Consider the following 24,471-nt stretch of genomic DNA (forward strand, 5'->3'; position numbering starts at 1 on the left):
GCCCCTCCATGCGTACAAGCACGGTGTACCTGGCGCGCAATGTGGTCAACGCGCCCGAGCTCAAGGCCCGCATCATCGCGCGCAGCCGCGCGCGCAGCGATGCGCCCGACATTGCCGCCTGGCTGCAGAACCATTTCTACCGCTATCTGGTCGGTAACCTCAACGCACCGGCCGATGCGGTACAGGCCCTCACCACCACCGCAGCGTTGCAACAGCGCTATGCCGCCGGCGCGCCGGCCTGGGCACTGGCGCTGCTGGCCCGCAAGACCGGTCCCGAGACAGCGCCAGCGGCAGCCGCGCTGTGGTGGATCGACCCCGACCACGACAGCGTGCTGGCGCTGGAGCGCCAGCTGCTGGAGTTTTTGCAGTCACGCAAGGGCACCTCGCTGGAAGGCAAGCTCGCCCGCATCAACTGCCCGCAGGCGCTGGAACGCTGGACGCAGGAGCACCAGGCTTTCGAGGCACAGCAACTGGCCGGCTGGCGCCAGCACCAGCCCCATGCGGTACAGATGGTGTGGCAAGGCAGCCAGGGAGCCTTTGTCGAACTGCTGCCCAGCAGCGGCGTGCTGCGCGAAGAGATGGCCTACGAGAGCCAGATGATGCGCCACTGCCTGGGCCAGTTTGCCAACCGCCACCAGCTGACGGGCGGCTACGGCGAGCACTATGCCGAAGGCTGCGAGCAAGGCCGCATGCGCATCTTCAGCTACCGCACCGGCCAGGCCCAGCCGCGCATCACCATCAATGCCTGGCTGCAGGCCGATGGCCGCCTGCGCATCGACCAGATCAAGGGCAAACAGAACCGCCCGCCGGTGGACCGCTACCGCGCCGATGTCATCGCCTTTCTGAACCAGCTGAACACCAGCGACGACACGCCCGACGATGCGCTGGGCATGCGCCTGCTGCGTACCAGCGGCGCGCAGCCGGGCTGGCACGCCGTCGAGAACCTGCACAGCGAGGCCGAACAACTGCAGCTGTGGCAGCGCCAGCCCAGGCTGCTGCCCCATCTGCAGCACACCTCCCCGCTGGTGCAATGGCTGGCTGCAGCGCATGACTGCAGCCTGCTGGCCGGCCAGCACCTGCCGCCTGCGCTGGCCTACACGTTGGAACAGGCCGGCAAAGCGCCTCCCAGGATGCAGGCCCACCCCCGGCCGGAGGCGCAGCGATGATCCAGCTCCTGGTGGCTGCCATCGGCCTGTGGCTGGTATGGCAATGCGTGCGCGCCTTTCGCCGGCAATGGGGCGGCCAGGCGCCGGCGCGGTCAGGACCGCTGGGGCATTACCTGCTCACGCCCGAACAGAACTGGGCGTTGGCGCTGGCGCACCCGATGGCCTTCCATGCGCTCAAGGATGGCTTTGCCGACAGCGCGATGCCCTCGCCCACCGCCGGCCTGGCAGCATCGTTGCGGCCCATGGCCCTGCATGCCTTCGGCCTGCGCACCGATCTGGACGATGCGCAGGTGCGCGCGCAATTGCCCGAGCGCATGCGCACGCGCTGGTGGTGCCTGGATGTGGAGCGGCTGCAGGCGGGGGATGACGCGCGTGCCGCGATGGCCTTTGCCTGCGTCCGGACTGCCTTTTTTGTGCGCACCGCAGCCATGCTCGGCTGGCTCAGCGCCGAGCAGCAGTGGCAGCTGCTGCAGCTCAATGCCGCGCGTGCCCGCGATTGCTTTGGCAACTGGCAGGAGCTGGGCAGCGCCTATATCCAGGGCCGCGCACAATGGGTGGCCAAAGGCCGCTCGGACGCACTGGGCCGCAGCCTGGACCCGGAGGAGTTGCAGCACTGGCTGCAGGATGCCTCGCACCCCTGGGGTGCCTATGCCTGGCGCTGACCCCGAATTTGCCGCCGTTTTGGGCGCGCTGCCTCTTGTTTTATTCAGCCGATGAATATTCTCATGCGTCAAAAATCGTGCGTGCCTCGGTGAAGCGGCGTGAGAAATAGGGATTGTCCAGGCTCACCGTCTTGACCACGCCGCCGCTCGACGGCGCATGGACAAACTGGTTGTTGCCGGCATAAATGCCCATGTGCGAGTAGCGCCCGCCCATGGTGTTGAAGAACACAAAATCGCCGCGCTGCAGATCACGCCGGTCGATCTCGGCGCTCACCCCTGCCCACTGGGCCGTGGTACGCGGCAGGCGGCGCGTGGTGATGCCCTGGATCGCATACTGGATCAGGCCGCTGCAGTCAAAGCCGCCTTCAGGCGTGTTGCCGCCATAGGTGTAGGGCGTGTTGACGACGAGCATGACCCGCGCATACAGCGCCTCGCGCAACTCGCCGCTCAGCCCCAGATTGACGGGCACGACACCGGTGTCAACGCGCGGCGAGGTGGCCACCTCCGTGGCGGAGCGCCGGCCCGCCGCTGGCCGCGCGGTGCGCGATGGCGACGAGCCGCAACCCGCCAGCAGCGCCGATGCCGACAGCGCCCAGAGCAAAAAGGGACGGCGCGCCGCCCCGTTGTGGTGGTCCATGGTCTCCCCCTTGGATTCAGGCGGCAAGAAATTCATGAAGCATATTATTCACAATTCCATGCAAGTTTGTGAATTGTATTGGTATTTCTCGCCACAACGGATCGTCCTCGCATTTTTACCAATTTGTCAAACCCGCTGAATACCCGGAAAGCCCAACTATTCTGCTTTCAGAGGGAGAAGACTACAATTTGTGTCGTAAGCATAGAAAACAAGCATCCTTCGTTGAAAGGACACCCCATGGTGCAATTCTCCAGACGCCAGTTCATGAAAGTGACTGGTTCGACTCTGGCGGGTTCCAGCCTGGCGGTGATGGGCTTCTCGCCCGCCACCGCACTTGCCGGAGTTCGTCAGTACAAGCTGGTCGGCAGCACAGTGACACGGCAAACCTGCACGTATTGCTCTGTTGGCTGCGGCATTTTGATGTACTCGCTGGGCGATGGCGGCAAGAACGCCAAGCTCTCTGTGATCCACGTCGAAGGCGACCCCGACCATCCCGTCAACCGTGGCACCTTGTGCCCCAAGGGCGCATCGCTGCTGGACATCGTCCACAGCCCCAACCGCCTGCTCTACCCCGAATACCGCGCGCCCGGCTCCAACGAGTGGAAGCGCCTGTCCTGGGATGAGGCGCTGACCCGCATCACCAAGCTGCTCAAGGACGATCGCGATGCGAACTTCCTCGAGAAGACCGATGATGGCCTGACGGTGAACCGTTGGACCTCGACCGGCATGCTGGCCGCTTCGGCCTCCAGCAACGAAGCCGGTTACATCACCTACAAAGTGGCCCGCTCTTGGGGCATGTTGGCGTTCGACAACCAAGCCCGTGTCTGACACGGCCCGACGGTGGCAGGTCTTGCCCCGACGTTTGGCCGTGGAGCGATGACGAACCATTGGGTCGACATCAAGAACGCGGACGTTATTTTGATCATGGGCGGCAATGCCGCTGAAGCCCACCCTTGCGGCTTCAAATGGGTGACCGAGGCGAAGGAGCACAACAAGGCTCACTTCATGGTGGTCGACCCGCGCTTCAACCGGTCGGCTTCGGTGGCGGATTTCTACGCCCCTATCCGCTCCGGTTCGGACATTGTTTTCCTCGGCGGTGTGATCAATTACCTGCTGACGAACGACAAGATCCACCACGAGTACGTGCGCAACTACACCGACTTCACGTTCATCGTGCGGGAAGACTTTGCGTTCGACGAAGGCATCTTCTCGGGCTACAACCCCGAAAAGCGCACCTACGACAAGGCCAGCTGGGACTACGAGCTGGGCGAGGACGGTTACGTCAAGACTGACCCGAGCCTGCAGCACCCGCGTTGCGTCTATCAATGGCTCAAGCGCCACTACGCCAGCTACACGCCTGAGAAGGTCGAGAGCGTCTGCGGTACGCCCCAGGCCAAGTTCCTGCATGTCTGCGAAAAGCTCGCATCGACGGCACAGGCTGGCCGCGCCGCAACCATCCTCTACGCACTGGGCTGGACCCAGCACTCGATCGGCGCGCAGATCCTGCGTACCGGCGCCATGGTGCAGTTGCTGCTGGGCAATATCGGTGTCGCCGGTGGCGGCATGAACGCGTTGCGCGGACACTCCAACATCCAGGGCCTGACCGACCTGGGCCTGCTGTCCAACGCACTGCCGGGCTACCTGACCCTGGCCAACCAGGGCGAGCAGGACTACCAGAAGTACATCGACGCGCGCACGCAAAAGCCTTTGCGTGCCAATCAGATGAGCTACTGGCAGAACTATCCCAAGTTCCATGTGAGCCTGATGAAGGCTTTCTGGGGACCGGCGGCCACCAAGGACAACAACTGGGCCTATGACTACCTGCCCAAGCTCGACAAGCAGTACGACATGCTGCAGATTTTCGAGCTGATGAACGAAGGCAAGGTCAACGGCTACATCGCGCAGGGCTTCAACCCCCTGGCGGCGTTGTCCAACAAGAGCCGCGTGCGCGACGGTCTGGCCAAGCTCAAGTTCCTGGTCGTGATGGACCCGCTGGCCACCGAGACCTCGGAGTTCTGGAAGAACTACGGCGAGCACAACGACATCGACACCGCATCGGTGCAGACCGAAGTGTTCCGCCTGCCCACCACCTGCTTTGCAGAAGAGGATGGCGCAGTCGTGAGTTCTTCGCGTGTGCTGCAGTGGCACTGGAAGGCCTCCGAGCCGCCGGGTGAAGCCAAGACCGACATTGCGATCATGTCGGCCCTGCACCTGCGCATGAAGGCGGCCTACCAGAAGGACGGCGGCAAGTTCCCGGATCCAATCCAGAACCTGTGGTGGCCCTATGCACAGCCTGCGCACCCCTCGTCCGAGGAAATCGCCAAGGAGTACAACGGCCGGGCATTGACCGACCTGACCGCGCCCGATGGCAAGGTGCTGCGCCCTGCCGGCCAGCAGCTGTCCGGCTTTGGCGAGTTGCGTGACGATGGCTCCACGATGAGTGGCTGCTGGATCTGGACAGGCAGCTGGACCGAGGCGGGCAACCAGATGGGCCGCCGCGACAACAGCGACCCGACGGGCATCGGCAATACGCTGAACTGGGCCTGGGCCTGGCCGGCCAACCGCCGCGTGCTGTACAACCGCGCATCGGCGGACCTGGAAGGCAAACCGTTCAACCCGAACCGCACCTTGGTCAAGTGGAACGGCAAGACCTGGGGCGGCGCTGATGTGCCGGACTACGGCCCGACCATCGCGCCCGAGACCGGCACCGGTCCGTTCATCATGAACCCGGAAGGGGTGGCACGCTTCTTTGCCCGCAAGGGCATGAACGAAGGTCCGTTCCCGACGCACTACGAGGCATTCGACAACCCGCTGGGCTACAACCCGATGTACCCGAAGAACGACAAGGCCGTCAGCAACCCGGCGGCTCGCGTCTTCCCGGCCATCTGGGAGACCTTCGGCAAGGCGGACGAATTCCCGCATGTGGGCACGACCTACCGTTTGACGGAGCACTTTCACTACTGGACCAAGCACGCGTTGCTCAACTCCATCATCCAGCCCGAGCAGTTCGTCGAGATCGGCGAGGCGCTGGCCAAGGAGATCGGCATTGCGACGGGCGCGATGGTGAAGGTCAGCTCCAAGCGTGGCTACATCAAGGCCGCTGCGGTGGTGACCAAGCGCATCAAGCCCATGCAGATCGAAGGCAAGACGGTGCACCACGTGGGTATTCCTATCCACTGGGGCTTCAAGGGCCTGACCAAGCCTGGCTTCCTCGCCAACACCCTCACCCCGTTTGTGGGTGACGGCAACAGCAACACGCCAGAGTTCAAGACCTTCCTCGTGAAGGTTGAGAAGATCTAAGGAGCAGCGATGTCATCTCTTCAATCATTGGATATCAAGCGCCGCTCCGCCACCACCACCCCATCGCCCAGCGTGCGCAGCCCGCATGGCGGCGAGGTGGCCAAGCTGATCGATGTCTCCAAGTGCATCGGCTGCAAGGCCTGCCAGACCGCCTGCATGGAGTGGAACGATCTGCGTGACGATGTAGGCACGGTCGCGGCCGGGGTCTACGACAACCCGACCGACCTGACGGCCAACTCCTGGACGGTGATGCGGTTTTCCGAATACGAAAACGAAGCCACCGGCAACCTGGAATGGCTGATCCGCAAGGACGGCTGCATGCACTGCGAAGACCCGGGCTGCCTCAAGGCCTGCCCCTCTCCCGGTGCGATCTTGCAGTACACCAACGGCATCGTGGATTTCCAGGAGGAAAACTGCGTGGGCTGCGGCTACTGCGTGACCGGCTGCCCGTTCAACATTCCGCGCATCTCCAAAAAGGACCACAAGGCCTACAAGTGCACGCTGTGCTCGGACCGCGTGGCCGTCGGCCAGGAGCCTGCCTGCGTCAAGACCTGCCCGACCGGCGCGATCATGTTTGGCACCAAGACCGCCATGCAAGAGCGCGCCGAGGAGCGCATTGTCGATCTGAAGGAGCGTGGCTTTGACAAGGCCGGCCTCTACGATCCGCAAGGCGTGGGCGGCACCCACGTGATGTATGTGCTGCACCATGGCGACAAGCCCTCGCTCTACCACGGCCTGCCCGATGATCCATCGATCAGCCCGATGGTGAGCCTGTGGAAGGGTGTGGCCAAGCCACTGGCGCTGGCAGCCTTGGGCGTTGCGGCCGTCGGCAGCTTCTTCCACTACATCACCAAGGGCCCGATCGAAGTGCCTGAGGAGCTGGAAGAGGAAGAAGCCGCCAGGGCACGTGCGGAAAAGGGCATTGACCACCACGAGGAGTCTGGACGATGAAAAGCAAGACCCGTGATATTCAACGCTACACCGCTGGCGAACGCGTCAACCACTGGGTGGTCGCGATCAGCTTTGTGCTGCTGGCCCTGTCGGGTCTGGCGTTCTTCCATCCCTCGTTCTTCTTCATGACGAACCTGTTCGGTGGCGGACCCTGGACCCGCATCCTGCACCCCTACATCGGCCTGGTGATGACCGTCGGCTTCGTGCTGATGTTCTTCCGCTTCTGGCAGCTCAACATCATTCGCAAGAACGATGTGGAATGGCTCAAGAACGTGCCGGCGCTGGTCAACGGTGAGCACGAGAAGATGCCGCCGGTGGACAAGTACAACGGCGGCCAGAAGGCGCTGTTCTGGATGCTGGTGCTGTGCATGGCGGGCCTGCTGGTGACCGGCGTGCTGATGTGGCGCGCCTGGTGGAACCTGCCGGTGAATGTGGTGCGCGCTGCGGCGCTGCTGCATGCACTGTCGGCCTTCGGCCTGATCGGTCTGATCATTGCCCACATCTACGCCGCCATCTGGACCAAGGGCACGATCCGCGCGATGACGCGCGGCACGGTGACCCGCGCTTGGGCGCGCTACCACCATCCGCTGTGGTACCGCCGCATGACGGGCGACAGCACGGACATGGACAAGCAGACGAGCCACAAGCGCGGTGCCTGACGCGCTTGCCGGGCATGCCCCGGCAAGCGGCACTGCCCCGGGTCGGCCCCGCCCCGCTCCCCAACGCCGATAGCCCCGCCAGGACTATCGGCGTTGATTTTTGAGAAAATCCCCGTATGCAACGCATTCTTCAGCCCGGTGAGATCGAGTCGCTCGACCACACCAGTTTCCCGCGCGTGCTGCTGCCCAACACCAGCAGTCTGTTCCTTGACCGAGCCCAGCGCATTCGCCAGCTGGCCGACGGCAATCCGATTGCGGACTACCTGCTGTTCATCGCCAAACTGGTGGACGCCCAGCACCAGGCCGCCCAGGGTCTGCAGGTCGCGGCGCCTGAAGCTGCCGCTATCGCGCAGGCCCAGCAGTTCTCGTCGCCGCTGCTGCCTGCCGCTGACCACCTGGACCCCGCCTGGCACCAGGTGCTGGACCGCATGCTGGCGCAGCTGGGCAGTGCCGATGGCCTGCCCCCAGCCCTGCAGCCGCTGATTGCCGAGCTGCAACGCTGCAGCACCGAGGACCGCAATGCGCTGGCCAAACGCCTGCTGACCAAGGAGCTGGCTGCGCGCGATGTGGGCCTGGCACCTTTTGTCATGGCGGCGTTGCAAGTGGTGTTTGCCACCCGGGCCAGCCAGCTCAGGCTGGCCGACATCCCTTTTACCGACCCGGCTACCATCTGCCCGGTCTGCGCCAGCGAGCCTGTTGCCGGCGTGGTGCGCATTGGCGGCAAGATGGCCGGCCACCGTTACATGCACTGCGGCTGCTGCGCGACCGAATGGCATATGGTGCGCGTCAAATGCAGCCACTGCGAATCGACCAAGGGCATCCGCTACCAGGGCCTGGATGGCGGCAAGGATGTCGTGCTGGCGGAAACCTGTACCGAATGCGGCAGCTACCGCAAGCTGGTCAACCAGGAAAAAGACCCGCTGGCCGAGCCGCTGGCCGATGACCTGGCCAGCCTGATGCTGGACCTGCTGATGAGCGAGCAGACCTCGTTCTCGCGCGCGAGCGGCAACCCGCTGCTGTTCGTGGCCGTGGCCGAGCCGCAGGCGGCCGATGCCGATGGCAGCGTGCCCGATCTGCATTAAGGGCGTGCCGGCACCCTGAACATTTTGGCACCATGCCATACTGGACGATGGCGCTGCTGCCGCAGCCCATCGTTTTTTTATTTCTGCCCCTGTTTGAGCTGGTTTGCCCATGAACGCACCGTCCCACCTGCCCTCTGTTGACAAGCTGCTGCAGCACCCGCGCACCGCTGCGCTGCTGGACGGCTACGGCAAGACCCAGTGCACGCAGGCCATCCGCGCAGCGCTGGGCGAGGCCCGCAGCCGCTGGCTGGCACAGACGGGCAGCAGCGCAGACGGTGCCGATGCCTTGCTGGACGCCGCCGAACAAAAGCTCCAACAGCTGTTTGCGCCGCGTCTGAAAGCGGTCTACAACCTGACCGGCACGGTGCTGCACACCAACCTGGGCCGGGCGCTGCTGCCCCAGGAGGCCATCGACGCCGTGGTGCAGGCGCTGGCGACCCCCAGCAATCTGGAGTACGACCTGGCCGACGGCGGCCGCGGCGACCGCGATGACCTGGTCGAAGACCTGGTCTGCCGCCTGACCGGCGCCGAAGCGGCCACCATCGTCAACAACAATGCGGCCGCCGTGCTGCTGGTGCTGTCCACGTTGGCGCGCGACAAGGAGGTGGTGGTCTCGCGCGGCGAGCTGGTCGAGATTGGCGGCGCCTTCCGCATCCCGGATGTGATGACGCGCGCCGGCGCCCGCCTGGTCGAGGTGGGCACCACCAACCGCACCCATGAGAAAGACTACGAAGCGGCGCTGGGCGAGCACAGCGCCGCGCTGATGAAGGTCCACTGCAGCAACTACGCGATCAGCGGCTTCACCAAATCGGTGGCCGAGGCCGATGTCGCGCGCATCGCCCATGCGCGTCAGCTCCCGCTGATCGTGGACCTGGGCAGCGGCACCTTGATCGACATGCGCGGCTGGGGCCTGCCCTATGAGGTGACCGTGCGCGAGACCGTCGAGGCCGGCGCCGACATCGTGACCTTCAGCGGAGACAAGCTGCTGGGCGGCCCGCAGGCCGGCATCATCGTCGGCAGCAAGGCCTTGATCGCCCAGATCAAGAAGAACCCGCTCAAGCGTGCGCTGCGCGTGGGCAAGCTCACCCTGGCCGCGCTCGAACCCACGTTGCGCCTCTACCTGCACCCCGAAAAGCTGGCCGAGCGCCTGACCACGTTGCGCCTCTTCACCCGCCCGGCTGCCGCCATGCAGCAGCAGGCGATTGCGCTGCAGGCACCGCTGCAACGCCTGCTGGGGCCGGATTACCGGGTGGAGCACGCCGCGATGACCAGCCAGATCGGCAGCGGCGCCTTGCCCGTCGAAAGCCTGCCCAGCCATGGGCTGGTGGTGCGCCCCCAAGAGCGCAAACGCGCCGGACGCCTGCTGCAGCAGCTGGAAGCCGCGCTGCGCCAGCTGCCGCGCCCGGTGATCGGCCGGCTGCGCGACGATGCACTCTGGCTGGATCTGCGCTGCCTGGAAGCGGCCGACCAGGCCGCCTTTGCCGCCAACCTGCAGCAGCTGGCCCTGGGCAGCGGCGGCAAGGACGGTCAGGCATGATCATCGGCACCGCAGGCCATATCGACCATGGCAAGACTACCCTGGTGCGCGCGCTCACCGGCGTGGAGACGGACCGCCTGAAGGAAGAAAAGGCGCGCGGCATCTCGATCGAGCTGGGCTACGCCTACACCCCGCTGGCCAATGGCGATGTGCTGGGCATCATCGATGTGCCCGGCCATGAAAAATTTGTGCACACGATGGCCGCAGGGGCCGTGGGCATTGACCATGCCTTGCTGGTGGTGGCCGCCGATGACGGCGTGATGCCCCAGACCCTGGAGCATCTGGAAATATTGCAGCTGCTGGGCATCCGCCAGGGCACGGTGGCGCTGACCAAGGTAGACCGCGTGCCCCGCGCCCGCATCGATGAGGTGCGGGACGAGATCAGCGCCATTCTGGCGCGCAGCAACCTGGCCGATGCGCCCATCTTTGAAACCGCAGCCGCACTGCCCGATGATCCGGGCGTCTGGGCCCTACGCCAGCACCTGCACCAGCAGGCCCAGGCCATGCCCCCACGCACCCAGGGCGGGCTGTTCCGCCTGGCAGTGGACCGGGTCTTCAGCCTGCCCGGCCAAGGCACGGTGGTGACGGGCACGGTCTTCAATGGCCAGGTGGCCGTAGGCGACAGCCTCGTGCATTCGGCCAGCGGCGCGCCCGTGCGCGTGCGCAGCATCCATGCGCAAAACCAGGCCAGCGAGCGGGGGGTGGCCGGCCAGCGCTGCGCGTTGAACCTGGCAGGCATCGCCAAGGAGGCCATCACGCGCGGCGACTGGATCATGGACGCACGCCTGCGCCAGACCACCCAGCGCATCGACGTACGCCTGCATCTGCTCGCCGATGCCGCGCCGCTGGCGCAATGGTCGGCCGTGCACCTGCACCTGGGCACCATGCGCTGCACCGGCCACGTCGCCCTGCTGCAAGATGGCGACCTGACCCCTGGCACCGAAGCGCTGGCCCAGCTGGTGCTGGACGCACCCGCGCTGGTGCTGCCGGGTGACCGCGTCATCGTGCGCAATGCCCAGGCCAGCCGTACCATTGCCGGCGCCATGGTGCTCGATCCCTATGCGCCCGCCCGCAAGCGCCGCAGCGACAGCCGCCTCGCCTACCTGGCCGCGCTGGCGCACTGGATAGCCACGGCCGACACCGCCCCGCTGCTGGCCGAGGCGCCGCTCGGCCTGGCCCGCTCACAGCTGGTGCGGCTGACCGGTACCGCCACCCCGGCCGTTGCAGAGAACAGCACCCAGCTGCCGCTGCCCGACGGCGATGCGCTGCTAGTGGACCGCGCTGCCTGGCAGACGCTGCAGGACCAGCTGCTGCAGGCCCTGCAACGCTTTCATGCACTGGCACCCGATGAACTTGGCATCAACGCGGCCCGCTTGCGCCGCATGGCCTTGCCAGCGCTGCAGCATGGCCCCCATGATGCGCTCTACCACGGCCTGCTCGATGCGCTGATCGCAACCGGGCACATCGCCAGCAGCGGCGCCTGGCTGCATCTGCCCGGTCACACCGTGCAACTGAGCGACGCCGAGCAGGCGTTGGCCCAGCGCCTGCTGCCCGCCATCACCGAAAGCCGCTTTGACCCGCCCTGGGTGCGCGACCTGGCCCGCGACCATGGCGCCGCAGAGGAAGTGGTGCGCCAGCTGCTCAAAAAGCTCTCGCGCCAGGGCCTCGTGTTCCAGGTGGTCAAGGACTTGTTCTATGCCGCGCCGTCGATGGATGCGCTCGCGACACTCACCGCAGAGCTCGCGCAACAGGCCGAACGCGGAGAGGTGCAGGCCCATGTGTTCCGCGACGCTACCGCCCTGGGCCGCAAACGCGCCATCCAGATTCTGGAGTTTTTCGACCGCGTAGGCTACACCCGCCGCGTGCGCGATACGCATGTGCTGCGCCCGGGTGTCCGTTGGCAAGCTGGCACCACCTCGTAAGCCACCCAAGGGTCTGCAACTGCACCAGCCGCAGCCGCCGCGCAGAGCCGCTACAATCGGCGATCTTGCCCAACACGCACGTGTTGCAGGGAAGGCAATCGTGCCCGGTGGTGCGGCCGGGCTTCAAACCCGGTGAGGGGTGTCAGCCACTCCTGGGTTGGTTCGACTCCAGCTGTCTTCCGCCATCTCGGTCACCACATAGGTGATATACACCGAGTGATACAGCTTCCCCATCTTCCTCTGACGATTCAGTGACTCAACACGCTGCGGTCAACCTGCTTCACCCATTACTAGCCACAAAAAGAAATGCGGCTGACCATGATGGTAGCGCGACCTACAGGATTCAGCCGAGCCACCTGAATCTGTCGGCGTTGTCAGTGCCGAACCCTACATAGCAAATTAATATCTCAATGCTTTACCCAGGGGCGGCCTAAGTGGCAGATGCACCCACCCAACGCTTGGCGTTAGCACGGAAAAACATATAAATAGGATGCTCCACCCAGCGGTAATAGAAGGCTGATGCAATTAATAAACAAACCATAGTAGCAAAAGCAGCCAGCAAGCGAGCATTATCTTCAAATTCAGCCCAAGGCAGCAAATTCAACAACATATTAAATGCCAATATATGCAGCAAATATATGGAATACGAATAATCACCAAACCTTACCAATATCAATGAGATAATATTTTTTGGAGCTGGCAATGTCAAAGCCACGCCTACGATGGCCAACGCAGCTCCGCCCACCAAAACTGAGCGCTCCGACCAATAATAAGAATTCGCCAAGCCATATGGGTAATCAGAGAAATTGGGTATTAAATAAACAATCAACCCGATAAAAATTACAGCCACAAGGCTCCATATTTTCCATGATATACGCAAAGTTGGCTGAAGGTAATTATATAAAAAATAACCCATGAAAAACTCAATAACAAGGGGGGATAGAAAAAACATCTTTATCCAGTTTATTTCAGAATCAGGATAGAAACTGGATCGATTAATAAAAATAAAGATATTTACCAGCAGAAGCATTATAAAAATCATGGCAAATATCAAGTCACGCTGATGCCTCGAAAAAAACAATCCAATTGAAAGAATAATGTAAAAGTACAACTCAAACATCAAAGACCAAATAGCAATATTGATCAACCCAGATAAATCTGTATAATAAAGAGTAAACGATGACAGTAAATTAATTGGAGGACCAAGTTGGTGAGTGAATTCAAAAAAAATGATATACAGCAATAATGCAGGCCACCAACCAGTATAAATTCTAGAAAACCTGATAATCAAAAAAGCAGCAGCAGTCTTTAGTCCGTGACCAAGACTCTTTGTGGAGTGAGCCATAATGACTCCGCTGATCACAAAAAATATATCAACGCCTGCATAGCCAAAATTAACAATAAAGCCCACCAATGAAGGCAAGCCCGTAAACACGCCAGCCATCGCACCATGAAAAATAGCAACCCACAATGCTGCTATAAATCGAAGCATTTGTATATTTTTAATCATTATTAATTATAAAAACTGTTTTCTTGAAATCCCAGGGGAGATTCACATCAATGTCACTACCCCGGGATTACATCACCACATCAATAGTTAGTTATGGTGGGTGCCCATAGTCCATACCAAATATTGCTATCATTATTATCTACTTGCTCAAGTGACCACTCAACATGGCTCACAATCAAAGGATCAGGCAAAGTTGCTATCTTGCCCTCTTGTGCCCACGCACCGTTCCTTGCCAAACATGCGATGGTTGAATACAAGTTCATTCTAACATTTTGTATGGCATTCGGATTGTTAGGCCCAAAATTACCATTGACAAAAGACTTGTATGTATTGGCAGCCGGATTCGAGATGACCGGAAGGGGAACATAGTAAGGATCAGTTCCACATATTTGATTGAGATTATAAGACGTATATTGTGCATACACCGCACCTGGATAATATCGCGACTTCTTAATATTCCAATTCCAAAGGTAATTTTTCATTGGAAACTGACTGGAGTTGAAAAAATTACCTGGATTACTCAGATTATGATCAATAGTCGCGAGAAAACCTCCTACATACGAACTTGGCGAATTCATGGTCTGAATTGTCACCATTCTATCGATGCCATCAGACCACCCTGAAGTCTTGAGAACAATCTGCAAGAATGTTATCGAAGCTGGGTTAACAGTCATAACCGCAGATCTAAAATTTAGATATGGATTATAGCTACGGGAAGCAGTTGCTAAGGCAATGGGCGCTTGGTTGCCCTGATTTGCATTTGAGGAAAGTGACATGTATGGTAGATTGCCACCACAGTCATTGGGATCATGATTGAACCCCAGGCTTGCCAAATTATAGTTACCTATAGCAGGGTCCGTCGATGTCGTTAATTGGTTAAACGACAAATTATACCCAGCTTGGCCAAAAGCAGGCCCGATCGCCAGGGGCCTGCTTTGATTAGCTGGACCATAGTTATTAGAGCATCCATTGGTCGGAGTCTCAGTATTAACACCTACCGCCCAATACGGATTTCCATCCAAATAGTTGGCTGAAGCATACCAATTGGATTTTTTTGCCATTGGATAAGGCCCACTTGCTGCACCGTAGCACTCAATACTGGTGCTACTGGCGGTACCCCCACTTGGAGTCGGCCCAGCAGTTAGTATTTTCATTCCATAAAGCGCCGCGTTATTGGACAGGCAATCGCCTGTATAGAAGGATGTTGTGTTTTGAGGCAAATCGGAACGCCATGCCGCTTGCGCGAACAAAGGATCGGAAAATCCATACCCTATTTGACTTGGCGTGGTGAGGATGACGGAATCTATAAACGCGGTGGCATCTTGGGTACTAGTGCCAACAAATGATAGTACTATGTTGCCGCCACCCCAATTGCTTAGACTAGCAGCATATGTAGTGAAATAACCTTCAGGTGGTGTAAAATATTCGCTCGTTAAACCTGCACCATTCACATCCGAACCAAATTTAATAGGCAAAGGTTGACCATTTGCCAACAACCTTATCCTTTGCTTATTTCCATTATTTATTCTTTGCGTCGCACTGAATGTCAAAATTGAGCCAGGCGGAACATATATAGATTGAGATATTGACCCAGTCGTTTGGATAAATGCCACTTGTTTTCCCGCCGGTATTTCTGGAAGACTGGGGTTCCAAAAATCACTGTTTGCTCTTGTAACTCCAGCGCCGGTAAAATTCCAGGATGCTCCTACAGGATTGTATTGGAAAGTAGCATCTGAGAGTTGAGGTGCTTCAAAGCTTCCATTACTGACACCATTGACAAATGCGGAGGCATTTATTGAATAACCACCAAATATCGCAATTAAGGTTAGTCGAAAGCTGTATACAGCTAGCTTTCTGAATAAGTTCAACATGTTATTACTCCACTTAAATATAAATGTTATTAACGCAAAGCGAACACCGAGTAAAGCTCCTTTCTTTGACATTTCAATTCACATAGACCTTTGATAAATCTTTTAGCGAGCAATCAGCAGAATACCAAAGTAACTTCTCAAAACCCTTAATATTAATAGACATACTCACCAAGCAAATGAATGCAGTCAAATATCAATAGTTATTTGAGATATCAGCAACTATTGTATTTGCTTGAGCACGACACTACGACCCATGATTTCATAGTTCTTTGGGACTGACAAGTTCTTGTTGTAGCGATGACATGGAATACGTCGCATCTAGGAAAGTGGTATGCCCTATGAATTCGTGTAGCTCTCAATGCGGCAGCATCGAAAGCCGCGATGCAGAACCATATGCCATAGAGCACGAAACTGATGCACATGAGATCTGAATCATCCTCGCTCGAGTTGATTTGAGTTCCAGGAAATTGAGCGAACCCTGGCGATGAAATATTGACCTCTCAGCACAATTTTCTCAACCCGACTGCTTGCCCCCTCCCAAGGACCACTTTCGGCTCAATGATACATTTAGAAATAAATCGCATACCAGAATATGTGATACATTTTGAAGCGACTTTGTTTGGAACTCCTTATTAAAGCTATCAAACACTGACTTTCCTAAATTTCTGCTTATGTAGAAGTGAAATGTAAACAAATTTGAATGCGAGGATGGCTTTGGACCACGCGTTAGCTGGGCAGTCGGTAGCGATTCAAAAAGCTAGCATCAACCCACGTCCGAGGCAGATACCAGTTCATCGAAAAGGAAATATTCAACGCGTTCGGAACGAGGCTGTCTTCACACAGGCAAATAAAGTCTTGAGAGTGCTAGGGCAATGGCATCGTTGCCGCACCACGGCTAAGTTTGCTATGCAGCGAGAAGTGTTCCGGTTCCAGATCGTCATCAGCCCGCTGAATAAACACCGAAACGAAAACTGAAATCCACAGCCTTGGAAAAATTCTCAGTTTTATAGAAGCCAAACGACGTTCGTTGAACTCCGCGCCCGATCAGGATTTGGCCGAGAGCTCAAATACACAAGCTCTACGAGATGCTTGCCAATTTGGCCTGAAGGAAAGAGTTCAAAAAGTAGTCGCCCTCCGCAGTCCCGTTTGATCTTCTTGCTCCCGGCAAAACAGCACAACCCACGCCCGCCAGCCAACGCGCCGATAATGGTGGGCCGCCATCGGCGGCGGCGCCTTGCCCGCTAGTCTGTAACCCTTGAGGATGTCTGTATGAATGCCCCCACCACGCCCCTGTCCGCCTCGCCGCGCCTGACCTCGCTGTCGCATGGCGGTGGCTGCGGCTGCAAGATCGCACCCGGGGTGCTGGCTGATTTGATGAGCCGTAGCGCGGTACCCAAACAGTTCTATGCACCTTTGCTGGTGGGCACCGAGACGGCAGACGACGCGGCGGTCTACCAGATCAACGACACGCAGGCGATTGTCGCGACCACTGACTTCTTCATGCCCATCGTGGACGACCCCTATGACTTTGGCCGCATTGCCGCGACCAATGCACTGTCGGATATCTACGCGATGGGCGGCACGCCGCTGATGGCGCTGGCCATTGTCGGCATGCCGATCAATGTGCTGCCCCATGAAGTCATCGCCAAGATTCTGGAAGGCGGCGAATCGGTCTGCCGCGATGCCGGCATCCCGCTGGCCGGCGGCCACTCCATCGACTCGGTCGAGCCTATCTATGGCCTGGTGGGCATCGGCATCGTCAACCCCGCGCAGCTCAAGCGCAACCGCGATGCCCAGGCGGGCGACGTGCTGATCCTGGGCAAGGCCATCGGCGTCGGCATCCAATCGGCCGCGCTGAAAAAAGGCCTGCTCAGCGACAGTGCCTACGCCAGCATGGTGCGCACCACCACCCAGCTTAACCGGCCCGGTGCAGCGCTGGCGCAGCTGGCCGATGTGCATGCGCTGACGGACGTCACCGGCTTTGGTTTGCTGGGCCATACGCTGGAGCTGGCACGGGGCGCGCAGCTGACGGCCGTGATCGACAGCCAGGCGCTGCCGCTGCTGCCCGGCGTGCTGGACCTGGCCCGGCAAGGTGTGGTGACCGGCGCATCGGGCCGCAATTGGGCGTCCTACGGCAGCCATGTGGCGCTGGATGCGCAGGTGACCGACGCGATGCGCAGCCTGCTGACCGATCCGCAAACCTCCGGTGGCCTGCTGGTCTCCTGCACCCCGGATGCTGTTGGCCAGGTGCTGGACATCTTCAAAACCCAGGGCTTTGGCGACGCCTGCGTGGTCGGCCATATGCAGGCGGGCGAGGCCCAGGTCGTGGTGTCCTAACTCCGCGCCCGCTGGATACAACAACGCCTGCGGTGCGCAGGCGTTGTTGTAGGAGCAGCGCTGGAAGCCCAGGTGCGCTTAGAACGGCAGCTTGGGCATGCCGCCGCCCATCATGCCTTTCATGCCGCCCATCTTCTTCATCATCTTCATCAGGCCGCCACCCTTCATCTTCTTCATCATCTGCTGCATCTGGCCAAACTCGTTGAGCAGGCGGTTGACCTCCTGCACCTGCACGCCAGCGCCCGCTGCAATGCGCTTCTTGCGCGTGGCCTTGATGAGTTCGGGCTTGGAGCGCTCAAAGGGCGTCATCGAGCAGATGATGCCTTCCTTGCGGCGCACCTCGCGCTCGGCCTTGTCCATGTCGACCTGACCGGCCTTGCCAGCCAGCTCGGAAGGGAGCTTGTCCATCAACGTCGACAGACCGCCCATCTGCTTCATCTGCTGGAGCTGGCCGAGGAAGTCGTTGAGGTCGAAGCCGTCGCCGGACTTGATCTTCTCGGCCATCTTCTGGGCCGCCTGCAGGTCCACACCCTTGGAGACCTGCTCGACCAGCGCGACGATGTCGCCCATGCCCAGCACGCGCTGTGCATGGCGCTCGGCATCGAACACTTCCAGGCCGTCGATCTTCTCGGACACGCCGGCGAACTTGATCGGCGCACCGGTGATCTGGCGCACCGACAGCGCTGCACCGCCGCGCGAGTCACCGTCAAGCTTGGTCAGCACAATGCCGGTCAGCGGCAAGGCTTCCTTGAAGGCCTTGGCGGTATTGATCGCATCCTGGCCCTGCATGGCATCGACGACGAACAAGGTCTCGACCGGCTTCAGGGCGCTGTGCAACTGCTGGATTTCGGTCATCAGCACTTCATCGATCGCCAGCCGGCCGGCCGTATCGACCAGCAGTACATCGAAGTAATGCTTCTTGGCGTAATCCAGCGCAGCGTTGGCAATATCCAACGGCTTTTGGTCGGGGGTGCTGGGGAACCATTCGGCACCGGCTTGCTGGGTCACGGTCTTGAGCTGCTCGATCGCCGCAGGGCGGTACACGTCACCGGAGACGGTGAGCACCTTCTTCTTGCGCCGCTCGATCAGGTGCTTGGCCAGCTTGGCCGTGGTGGTCGTCTTGCCAGCACCTTGCAGGCCGGCCATCAGGATCACCGCAGGCGGCTGGGCCTGCAGGTTGATGTCGGCCACGCCTTCGCCCATTGTGGCGGCGAGCTCCTTGTTGACGATCGACACCAGGGTCTGGCCTGGCTTGAGGCTGCCCAGCACTTCCTGGCCCAGCGCTTTTTCCTTGACACGGGCAATGAAATCGCGCACCACGGGCAAGGCCACATCCGCCTCCAGCAGGGCCATGCGCACTTCGCGCAACATGTCCTGGACGTTGGATTCGGTGATACGGGCCTGGCCACGCATTTCCTTGACGAGGCGCGAGAGTTTATCGGTCAGTGCGGAAGCCATAGGGTGGAGTCTTGAGTAATCGTGGCAAAGGCGGCGCCGCAGTCATGCAGATACCCGGTGGCCGGGCGCAGAGGGCTGGCGCCAGGGGCTGTAACCCACAGCCCTGCAAACCTTTGATTCTACCCGCTTGCCCCCGGCAGGCCCGGTGGCGGGGCTCCCGGGCTGCTGGGCAGCGCAAGAAACTATGACCCGTCCCCGACCATAGTCAAATCTTTGCCCGGGAAGTGCCAAACGAATTTAGGCTCTGAGCTTGCGCCCAGGCCTGCCTGCAGGCACGACAATGTCTGACGAGCCGCCGCTTGCCCACATGGCCGTTGCAGGGTGGCCCGCCATGCCCCATGCCCTGCCCGCCACCCCCAGGTGGCGCTTTCTTTGACCAGGACCACCGATGCCAGATACGCCGTATCGCCACTTGCTAGACCATTTTTCGGACGCCTTCTTCGTGACCGATGTGCAAGGCCGGATCCTGGATGTCAATGCCCAAGCCTACCGGGAGATGGGCTACAGCATGGCCGAGTTGATGGCGATGAACGTGGCCGATTTTGCCCTCGACGCCTCGGCGTCGGAGTTGCAGGCGCGGTGGCAGAAGATGGAGCCAGGCGCACGCAAGGTCGTCACCAACACCCACCAACGCAAGGACGGTTCCTGCTTTCCGGTCGAAGTGCACATTACCTGCCAGCTGGTCGATGGCGAGAAGCGCTTTTTCACGATCGCGCACGACATCACCGAGCGGGTGCGCCGCGACCAGGAAATTCAATTGCTCCATGCCGCGCTGGAGCAGCAGGTCGAAAAAAGCACGCAGCAATGGCGTCAGTCGACAGACCTGCTCGACGCGGTGATGCGGGGCACCTCGGATATCGTCTTTGTCAAGGATCGGCAGGGCCGCTATGTGTTCGCCAATCCGGCCGCCGAAGCTATTGCCCAGGTGCCGCCCGGCGGCCTCATCGGCAAGACCGATGCCGAAATCCTGGGGGGCCGCAACAACTTCGCGGAGGACGATGCCGCGGTGTACCGCACCACCACGCCGTTGGTCTCGGAGTCACATGCGCTGATAGAAGGCCGCAAGCTCAGCTTCCAGTCCATCAAAAGCCAGTACCGCAATGAGCATGGCGAGGTGATCGGGCTGTTGGGCATATCGCGCGACATGACGCAGATGCGCGAGTCCGAAAGCCAGCTGCGCAAGAGCTATGACTCGCTGCGCCGCGCAGAGCGGCTCTCTCGCATCGGCAGCTGGACCCTGGACCTGGCCAGCGGTGAGATTGAAGCCTCGGAGATGATGTACGAGATGAATGGCCTGGACCCGCAGGGGCCCAAGCTGACACAGGACAACATTGCCCAGATGATGCCGCCGCAGGACTATGCCAAGGTCACGGCGGCCATTGCCCAGTGCGCCCAGACCGGCCAGCCGTACCGCCTCGACGTGACGCATTACACCCCCGACGGCGGCCAGTTCCCCGCCAGCATTCTGGGCCAGGCCGACTATGACGGCAGCGGCCGCATCGTCAGCCTCAGCGGCACCTTGCAGGATCTGTCGGAGCGCGAGCAGGCGCGCCAGCGGCTTGAAGCGCTGGCCGACAACCTGCCCAGCGGGGCGATCTACCGGGTCGAGGCAACGTCCGCCAGCCTGCGCATGAGCTATATCAGCGCCGGCATTGAAAAGCTGATCGGCGTCAGCGCTCAGGCGATCATGGCCGACAACGCCGCCTATACCCGGACCATCCACCCGGCCGATCTGGCCATGTACCGGCAGCAGCAGCGCGAGGCGCTGGAGCGCCTGAGCCTGTTTGATTGCAGCTTCCGCATCATCCGGCCCGATGGCGGCCTGCGTTGGTTGCGCTGCCGCTCGGCGCCCAGCCGCCAGGAGTCCGGCACGGTCTGGGACGGCATCATGCTCGACATCACGCGCGAGCGTGAGGCCGAACTGGCGCTGCAAAAAGCCAAGGAGATGGCCGAGGCCGCCGAACGCGCCAAGTCCGAGTTCCTGGCCACGATGAGCCATGAGATCCGCACCCCGATGAACACGGTCATCGGCATGACGCGCCTGATCCAGCAGACCCCGCTGCTGCCCAAGCAGCGCAACTACCTGGAAAAGGTCGAGCTGTCGGCCAATGCGCTGCTGTCGGTCATCAATGACATCCTGGATTTTTCCAAGATCGAAGCGGGCATGCTCACCTTGGAGAATGTGGAGTTTGCGCTCGACGATGTACTGGAGACCGTGTCGGCGGTCACCACATTGCGCGCCGAGGAAAAAGGCATCGAGGTGGTGTATTCGGTCGCTCCCGATGTGCCCCGGCAGCTGAGCGGTGACCCGCTGCGCCTGAGCCAGGTGCTCAACAACCTGGTGAGCAACGCCATCAAATTCACGCACCTGGGCGAGGTGGTGATCAGCATCCGCACCACCGCAGCTGCCGGCAACCGGCCGCTGGCACCGGGCAAGATCGGCCTGGAGGTGACCGTCAAGGACACCGGTATCGGCATGAGCGCCGCGCAGATGAGCCAGCTTTTCCGCCCGTTTTCACAAGCCGACAGCCAGACCACGCGGCGCTATGGCGGATCGGGTCTGGGGCTGGCGATCTGCCAGCGCCTGGTCGGCCAGATGGGCGGCGAGCTCAAGGTCGAGAGCAGCCCGGGTCTGGGCAGCACCTTTTACTTCTCGGTGCAGCTGCAGACCGCACAGGCCCAGCAAGCCCCCAAGCCGGCCCGCTACCATGGCACGCCGGTGGACCGCGTGCTGATCGTTGACGACAATGCCAGCGCACGTGACATCCTGGCCGAGATGGTGCGCGGCTTCGGCATGCGGGCCGATACGGTGGACTCGGGCGAGCAGGCGCTGTCCGATCTGCAGCTCGCCTCTCGCGTCGGCACCCCCTATGGCCTGGTACTGATGGACTGGCGCATGCCGGGCATGGACGGACTGGAGGTCGCCCGCCGCATTCGCGAGGAAGAGCACCTGTCCGCCACCCCTGCGGTGCTGATGGTGACCGCCTACGGCCGCGATGAGGTGATGCGCAAGGCCGAGGCCTTGCGCCTGCAAGGTCTGCTGATCAAGCCCGTCACGCAATCGGTACTGTTCAATGCCATCCTGGAAGCCTTGCAGTCGCAAGGCGGCGGCGTCTCGCGGCGCGCACTGTCCGAGCCGGCGGCCCATCCTCAGAGCCTGCATGCCGACCTTTCCCAGCTGTATCCGGACCTGCGCGGTAAAAACGTGCTGGTCGTGGATGACAATGCGCTGAACCGCGAGGTTGCGGCCGATTTTCTCAGCCTGGTGGGCGTGCAGGTGAGCCTGGCCACCAACGGTGCCGAGGCGCTCAGCATGCTGGAACACCACCGCTACGATGCCGTGCTGATGGACGTTCACATGCCCCAGATGGACGGGCTGGACGCTACGCGCGCACTGCGCCAGCTCCCCCATCTGCAGCAGCTTCCGGTGATTGCGCTGACCGCGCAGGCCCGTGTCGAAGACCGCAGCGCCATCGAAGAGGCGGGCATGAACGCGCACCTGACCAAGCCCATCGATGAGCGCAAGCTGTACGAAACGCTGACCGAATGGATCGCAGGCCCCGGCAGCCAGGGCGGCGACCTGGATGCGCCAGAGTCCGAGTTCCTGCGCGATGAAGCCCGCTTCGTCGCGCCCTCGGGGCTCAACCACGCCAAGATGCTGCAGCGCTTTCAAGGAAATGCCGAGCGGGTAGAACGGGTGCTGGCGGGCTTTTACCGCGATTTTGCGGACGCCCCCCACACCCTGGTGCTGCATGCGCAGCAGTCGGCATGGCAGCCGCTGTCGATGCTGGCCCACTCGCTCAAGGGCGCGCTCGGTTACCTCGATGCAGCAGCACTGGTGCAAGCGGCCGAGTCCATTGAAAACCAGGCCCGGGAGCAGGCACAACAGCCACCCTCCTCTGCCCCACCCGATCCCAGGCTGCACGCCGAGACCACGGAGTTTGCGGCGCAGCTGCAGACCTTGCTGCAGGGCCTGGCCACACGCCACAGCCCAGCCGCCGCGCCTGCGCCGGCGGCGGAGGAGGCCCCAACTCCCCACCCTGCACCGGCCACCACTTTGCGCCAGGATCTCCAGCACCTCAAACGCCTGGTTGCCGATGGGGATTACGCAGCAGTCAGCGAACTCGAGCGCATGCTCGGCGCCAGCCCTGCCGCCCGCTGGACGCCTTTGCTGCAGCAAATCCTGCAGCATGTCGAGGACCTCGATGCCGATGCTGCGCTCGCCGCGATCGAGCGTCTGGAACAGATTTTGCCCTGAGCGCCTTCGTCTGCGCTATTGAGATTGAGTTTTTGGATCACGCACCATGCAAGCCGAGCCCGATAACGACCAACCCACCATCCTGATTGTGGATGACGAGCGCGTCAACCGCTCCATGCTCGCGGAGCTGCTGGGCCAGCAGTACCGCGTACTGCTGGCCAAGGACGGCCCCAGCGCGTTGACGATTGCCGCGCGCGAGTCACACCGCCTGCTGCTGGTGCTGCTGGATGTGAGCATGCCCGGCATGAATGGTTACGAGGTGTTGACGCAGCTGCGCAAACAGGAAGCGACTGCCGGTATCGCCATCATCTTCATCACCGGCCAAAGCGATGCCGCTGCCGAGGAGTACGGACTGCGCCTGGGCGCGGCCGACTACGTCTCCAAGCCGATACGCCCGGCCGTCGTCAGCGTGCGGGTGCGCAACCAGATCGATCTGGCGCTGCAACGCCAGGCGCTGCAGCGCCTGGCCCAGGTCGACGGACTCACCAATCTGGCCAACCGCCGGCATTTTGACGACATGCTGCAGCGCTGCCACCGCATGTGCCTGCGCAGAAACGACCCGCTGGGCCTGGCACTGATCGATATTGATCACTTCAAGCTGTACAACGACCACTACGGCCACGTGCAGGGCGATGAGGCGCTCAAGCAGGTGGCGGGCACCTTGGCACGCCATGCCCGCCGACCCTATGATCTGGCCGCCCGCTTCGGCGGCGAAGAGTTTGCGCTGATCCTGCCCGGCCACGCCGATGCGTTGGAGGTGGTGGAGCGCTTTCGCCAGGAGGTGCAGGCCATGGCCATTGCCCATGCAGCGTCGACGACCGCGCCAGCGCTGACCGTCAGCTGCGGCGTGCTGACCGTGCACTGCGGCCCTGCCGACAGCATGGAAGACTGCCTGCGGCGCGCCGATGAGCTGCTGTACGACGCCAAAACCCATGGCCGCAACCGCGTCTGCGCGACCAGTATCGGCCTCTAGCAGCCCGTGGCGGCACCCACGCGACGCCGGCGGGGAGAACGACGCCGCCGAGATTGTCTGTGGCGCGTGCTGCGCGCGGGCGGCGCCGACCGCGGCCACTCGTGATCGCCAGCCACTGCCTGCCACTGCTTGCAATAGCCGGTGGATT

The 24,471-nt window shown here is 61.1% G+C and carries 15 protein-coding genes and 1 tRNA gene; 12 read left to right on the forward strand and 4 right to left on the reverse strand.

Annotated elements, in window-relative coordinates:
* The first annotated feature begins 8 nt into the window (after positions 1–8).
* Positions 9–1,166 (forward strand): hypothetical protein, encoded by a 1,158-nt coding sequence (locus MJ205_RS15855; RefSeq protein ID WP_239809341.1) that lies wholly within the window; start codon positions 9–11, stop codon positions 1,164–1,166.
* Positions 1,163–1,828, forward strand: a complete 666-nt coding sequence (locus tag MJ205_RS15860; RefSeq protein ID WP_239809342.1) for a DUF1266 domain-containing protein — start codon at positions 1,163–1,165, stop codon at positions 1,826–1,828. The genes MJ205_RS15855 and MJ205_RS15860 overlap by 4 nt, the downstream gene beginning before the upstream one ends.
* A 61-nt stretch (positions 1,829–1,889) precedes the next feature.
* On the opposite strand, the gene MJ205_RS15865 is transcribed toward MJ205_RS15860, so the two are convergent.
* A complete protein-coding gene (locus tag MJ205_RS15865; RefSeq protein ID WP_239809343.1) occupies positions 1,890–2,465 on the reverse strand; it encodes a C40 family peptidase in 576 nt (191 codons plus the stop codon).
* A gap of 237 nt (positions 2,466–2,702) precedes the next feature.
* Between MJ205_RS15865 and fdnG the strand changes: the two genes are divergently transcribed.
* The 7 genes from fdnG (at position 2,703) to MJ205_RS15900 (ending at position 12,101) form a co-directional block, all read left to right on the forward strand.
* Positions 2,703–5,765 (forward strand): formate dehydrogenase-N subunit alpha, encoded by a 3,063-nt coding sequence (fdnG, locus tag MJ205_RS15870; protein ID WP_230778981.1) that lies wholly within the window; start codon positions 2,703–2,705, stop codon positions 5,763–5,765.
* Positions 5,766–5,774: 9 nt separating this feature from the next.
* The gene (fdxH, locus tag MJ205_RS15875; protein WP_239809344.1) at positions 5,775–6,716 is read left to right on the forward strand and encodes a formate dehydrogenase subunit beta; all 942 of its coding nucleotides are present in this window, start codon (positions 5,775–5,777) and stop codon (positions 6,714–6,716) included.
* On the forward strand, positions 6,713–7,375 hold the full coding sequence (locus MJ205_RS15880; protein WP_239809345.1) for a formate dehydrogenase subunit gamma: 663 nt from the start codon (positions 6,713–6,715) through the stop codon (positions 7,373–7,375). The genes fdxH and MJ205_RS15880 overlap by 4 nt, the downstream gene beginning before the upstream one ends.
* Before the next feature lie 116 nt (positions 7,376–7,491).
* A complete protein-coding gene (gene fdhE / locus MJ205_RS15885) occupies positions 7,492–8,457 on the forward strand; it encodes a formate dehydrogenase accessory protein FdhE (RefSeq protein ID WP_239809346.1) in 966 nt (321 codons plus the stop codon).
* A 109-nt stretch (positions 8,458–8,566) separates the two neighbouring features.
* Positions 8,567–9,994: an L-seryl-tRNA(Sec) selenium transferase gene (selA, locus tag MJ205_RS15890; RefSeq protein WP_239809347.1), complete on the forward strand. Its 1,428-nt coding sequence runs from the start codon at positions 8,567–8,569 to the stop codon at positions 9,992–9,994.
* The gene (gene selB / locus MJ205_RS15895) at positions 9,991–11,916 is read left to right on the forward strand and encodes a selenocysteine-specific translation elongation factor (protein WP_239809348.1); all 1,926 of its coding nucleotides are present in this window, start codon (positions 9,991–9,993) and stop codon (positions 11,914–11,916) included. The genes selA and selB overlap by 4 nt, the downstream gene beginning before the upstream one ends.
* Before the next feature lie 89 nt (positions 11,917–12,005).
* A tRNA-Sec gene (locus MJ205_RS15900) sits at positions 12,006–12,101 on the forward strand.
* 245 nt (positions 12,102–12,346) lie between these two features.
* Here MJ205_RS15900 and MJ205_RS15905 read toward each other — a convergent pair.
* Both MJ205_RS15905 and MJ205_RS15910 read right to left on the reverse strand, forming a co-directional pair.
* Positions 12,347–13,426: an acyltransferase family protein gene (locus tag MJ205_RS15905; RefSeq protein WP_239809349.1), complete on the reverse strand. Its 1,080-nt coding sequence runs from the start codon at positions 13,424–13,426 to the stop codon at positions 12,347–12,349.
* Between the two features lie 80 nt (positions 13,427–13,506).
* Positions 13,507–15,297: a hypothetical protein gene (locus tag MJ205_RS15910; RefSeq protein WP_239809350.1), complete on the reverse strand. Its 1,791-nt coding sequence runs from the start codon at positions 15,295–15,297 to the stop codon at positions 13,507–13,509.
* Positions 15,298–16,587: 1,290 nt separating this feature from the next.
* On the opposite strand from MJ205_RS15910, the gene selD reads away from it, so the two are divergent.
* On the forward strand, positions 16,588–17,634 hold the full coding sequence (selD, locus tag MJ205_RS15915) for a selenide, water dikinase SelD (protein ID WP_446715089.1): 1,047 nt from the start codon (positions 16,588–16,590) through the stop codon (positions 17,632–17,634).
* Between the two features lie 78 nt (positions 17,635–17,712).
* Here selD and ffh read toward each other — a convergent pair whose 3' ends face one another.
* Positions 17,713–19,092 (reverse strand): signal recognition particle protein, encoded by a 1,380-nt coding sequence (gene ffh / locus MJ205_RS15920; protein WP_239809352.1) that lies wholly within the window; start codon positions 19,090–19,092, stop codon positions 17,713–17,715.
* A 388-nt stretch (positions 19,093–19,480) separates the two neighbouring features.
* On the opposite strand from ffh, the gene MJ205_RS15925 reads away from it, so the two are divergent.
* Together MJ205_RS15925 and MJ205_RS15930 are read left to right on the forward strand one after the other, a co-directional pair.
* Positions 19,481–23,350, forward strand: a complete 3,870-nt coding sequence (locus MJ205_RS15925) for a response regulator (RefSeq protein ID WP_239809353.1) — start codon at positions 19,481–19,483, stop codon at positions 23,348–23,350.
* Between the two features lie 46 nt (positions 23,351–23,396).
* Positions 23,397–24,323, forward strand: a complete 927-nt coding sequence (locus MJ205_RS15930) for a diguanylate cyclase (RefSeq protein WP_239809354.1) — start codon at positions 23,397–23,399, stop codon at positions 24,321–24,323.
* Positions 24,324–24,471 lie beyond the last annotated feature (148 nt).

Source organism: Comamonas sp. B21-038, assembly GCF_022387135.1.
Taxonomy (GTDB): Bacteria; Pseudomonadota; Gammaproteobacteria; order Burkholderiales; family Burkholderiaceae_C; genus Comamonas; species Comamonas sediminis.

What these genes read in the sequence shown, in the direction of transcription:
- MJ205_RS15880 (WP_239809345.1), top strand. Translation starts at nt 6,713, where the DNA reads ATGAAAAGCAAGACCCGTGATATTCAACGCTACACCGCTGGCGAACGC.
- selA (WP_239809347.1), top strand. Translation starts at nt 8,567, where the DNA reads ATGAACGCACCGTCCCACCTGCCCTCTGTTGACAAGCTGCTGCAGCAC.
- MJ205_RS15905 (WP_239809349.1), bottom strand. Translation starts at nt 13,426, where the DNA reads ATGATTAAAAATATACAAATGCTTCGATTTATAGCAGCATTGTGGGTT.
- MJ205_RS15925 (WP_239809353.1), top strand. Translation starts at nt 19,481, where the DNA reads ATGCCAGATACGCCGTATCGCCACTTGCTAGACCATTTTTCGGACGCC.
- MJ205_RS15910 (WP_239809350.1), bottom strand. Translation starts at nt 15,297, where the DNA reads ATGTTGAACTTATTCAGAAAGCTAGCTGTATACAGCTTTCGACTAACC.
- ffh (WP_239809352.1), bottom strand. Translation starts at nt 19,092, where the DNA reads ATGGCTTCCGCACTGACCGATAAACTCTCGCGCCTCGTCAAGGAAATG.
- fdxH (WP_239809344.1), top strand. Translation starts at nt 5,775, where the DNA reads ATGTCATCTCTTCAATCATTGGATATCAAGCGCCGCTCCGCCACCACC.
- selB (WP_239809348.1), top strand. Translation starts at nt 9,991, where the DNA reads ATGATCATCGGCACCGCAGGCCATATCGACCATGGCAAGACTACCCTG.
- MJ205_RS15865 (WP_239809343.1), bottom strand. Translation starts at nt 2,465, where the DNA reads ATGGACCACCACAACGGGGCGGCGCGCCGTCCCTTTTTGCTCTGGGCG.
- MJ205_RS15855 (WP_239809341.1), top strand. Translation starts at nt 9, where the DNA reads ATGCGTACAAGCACGGTGTACCTGGCGCGCAATGTGGTCAACGCGCCC.
- MJ205_RS15860 (WP_239809342.1), top strand. Translation starts at nt 1,163, where the DNA reads ATGATCCAGCTCCTGGTGGCTGCCATCGGCCTGTGGCTGGTATGGCAA.
- MJ205_RS15930 (WP_239809354.1), top strand. Translation starts at nt 23,397, where the DNA reads ATGCAAGCCGAGCCCGATAACGACCAACCCACCATCCTGATTGTGGAT.
- fdhE (WP_239809346.1), top strand. Translation starts at nt 7,492, where the DNA reads ATGCAACGCATTCTTCAGCCCGGTGAGATCGAGTCGCTCGACCACACC.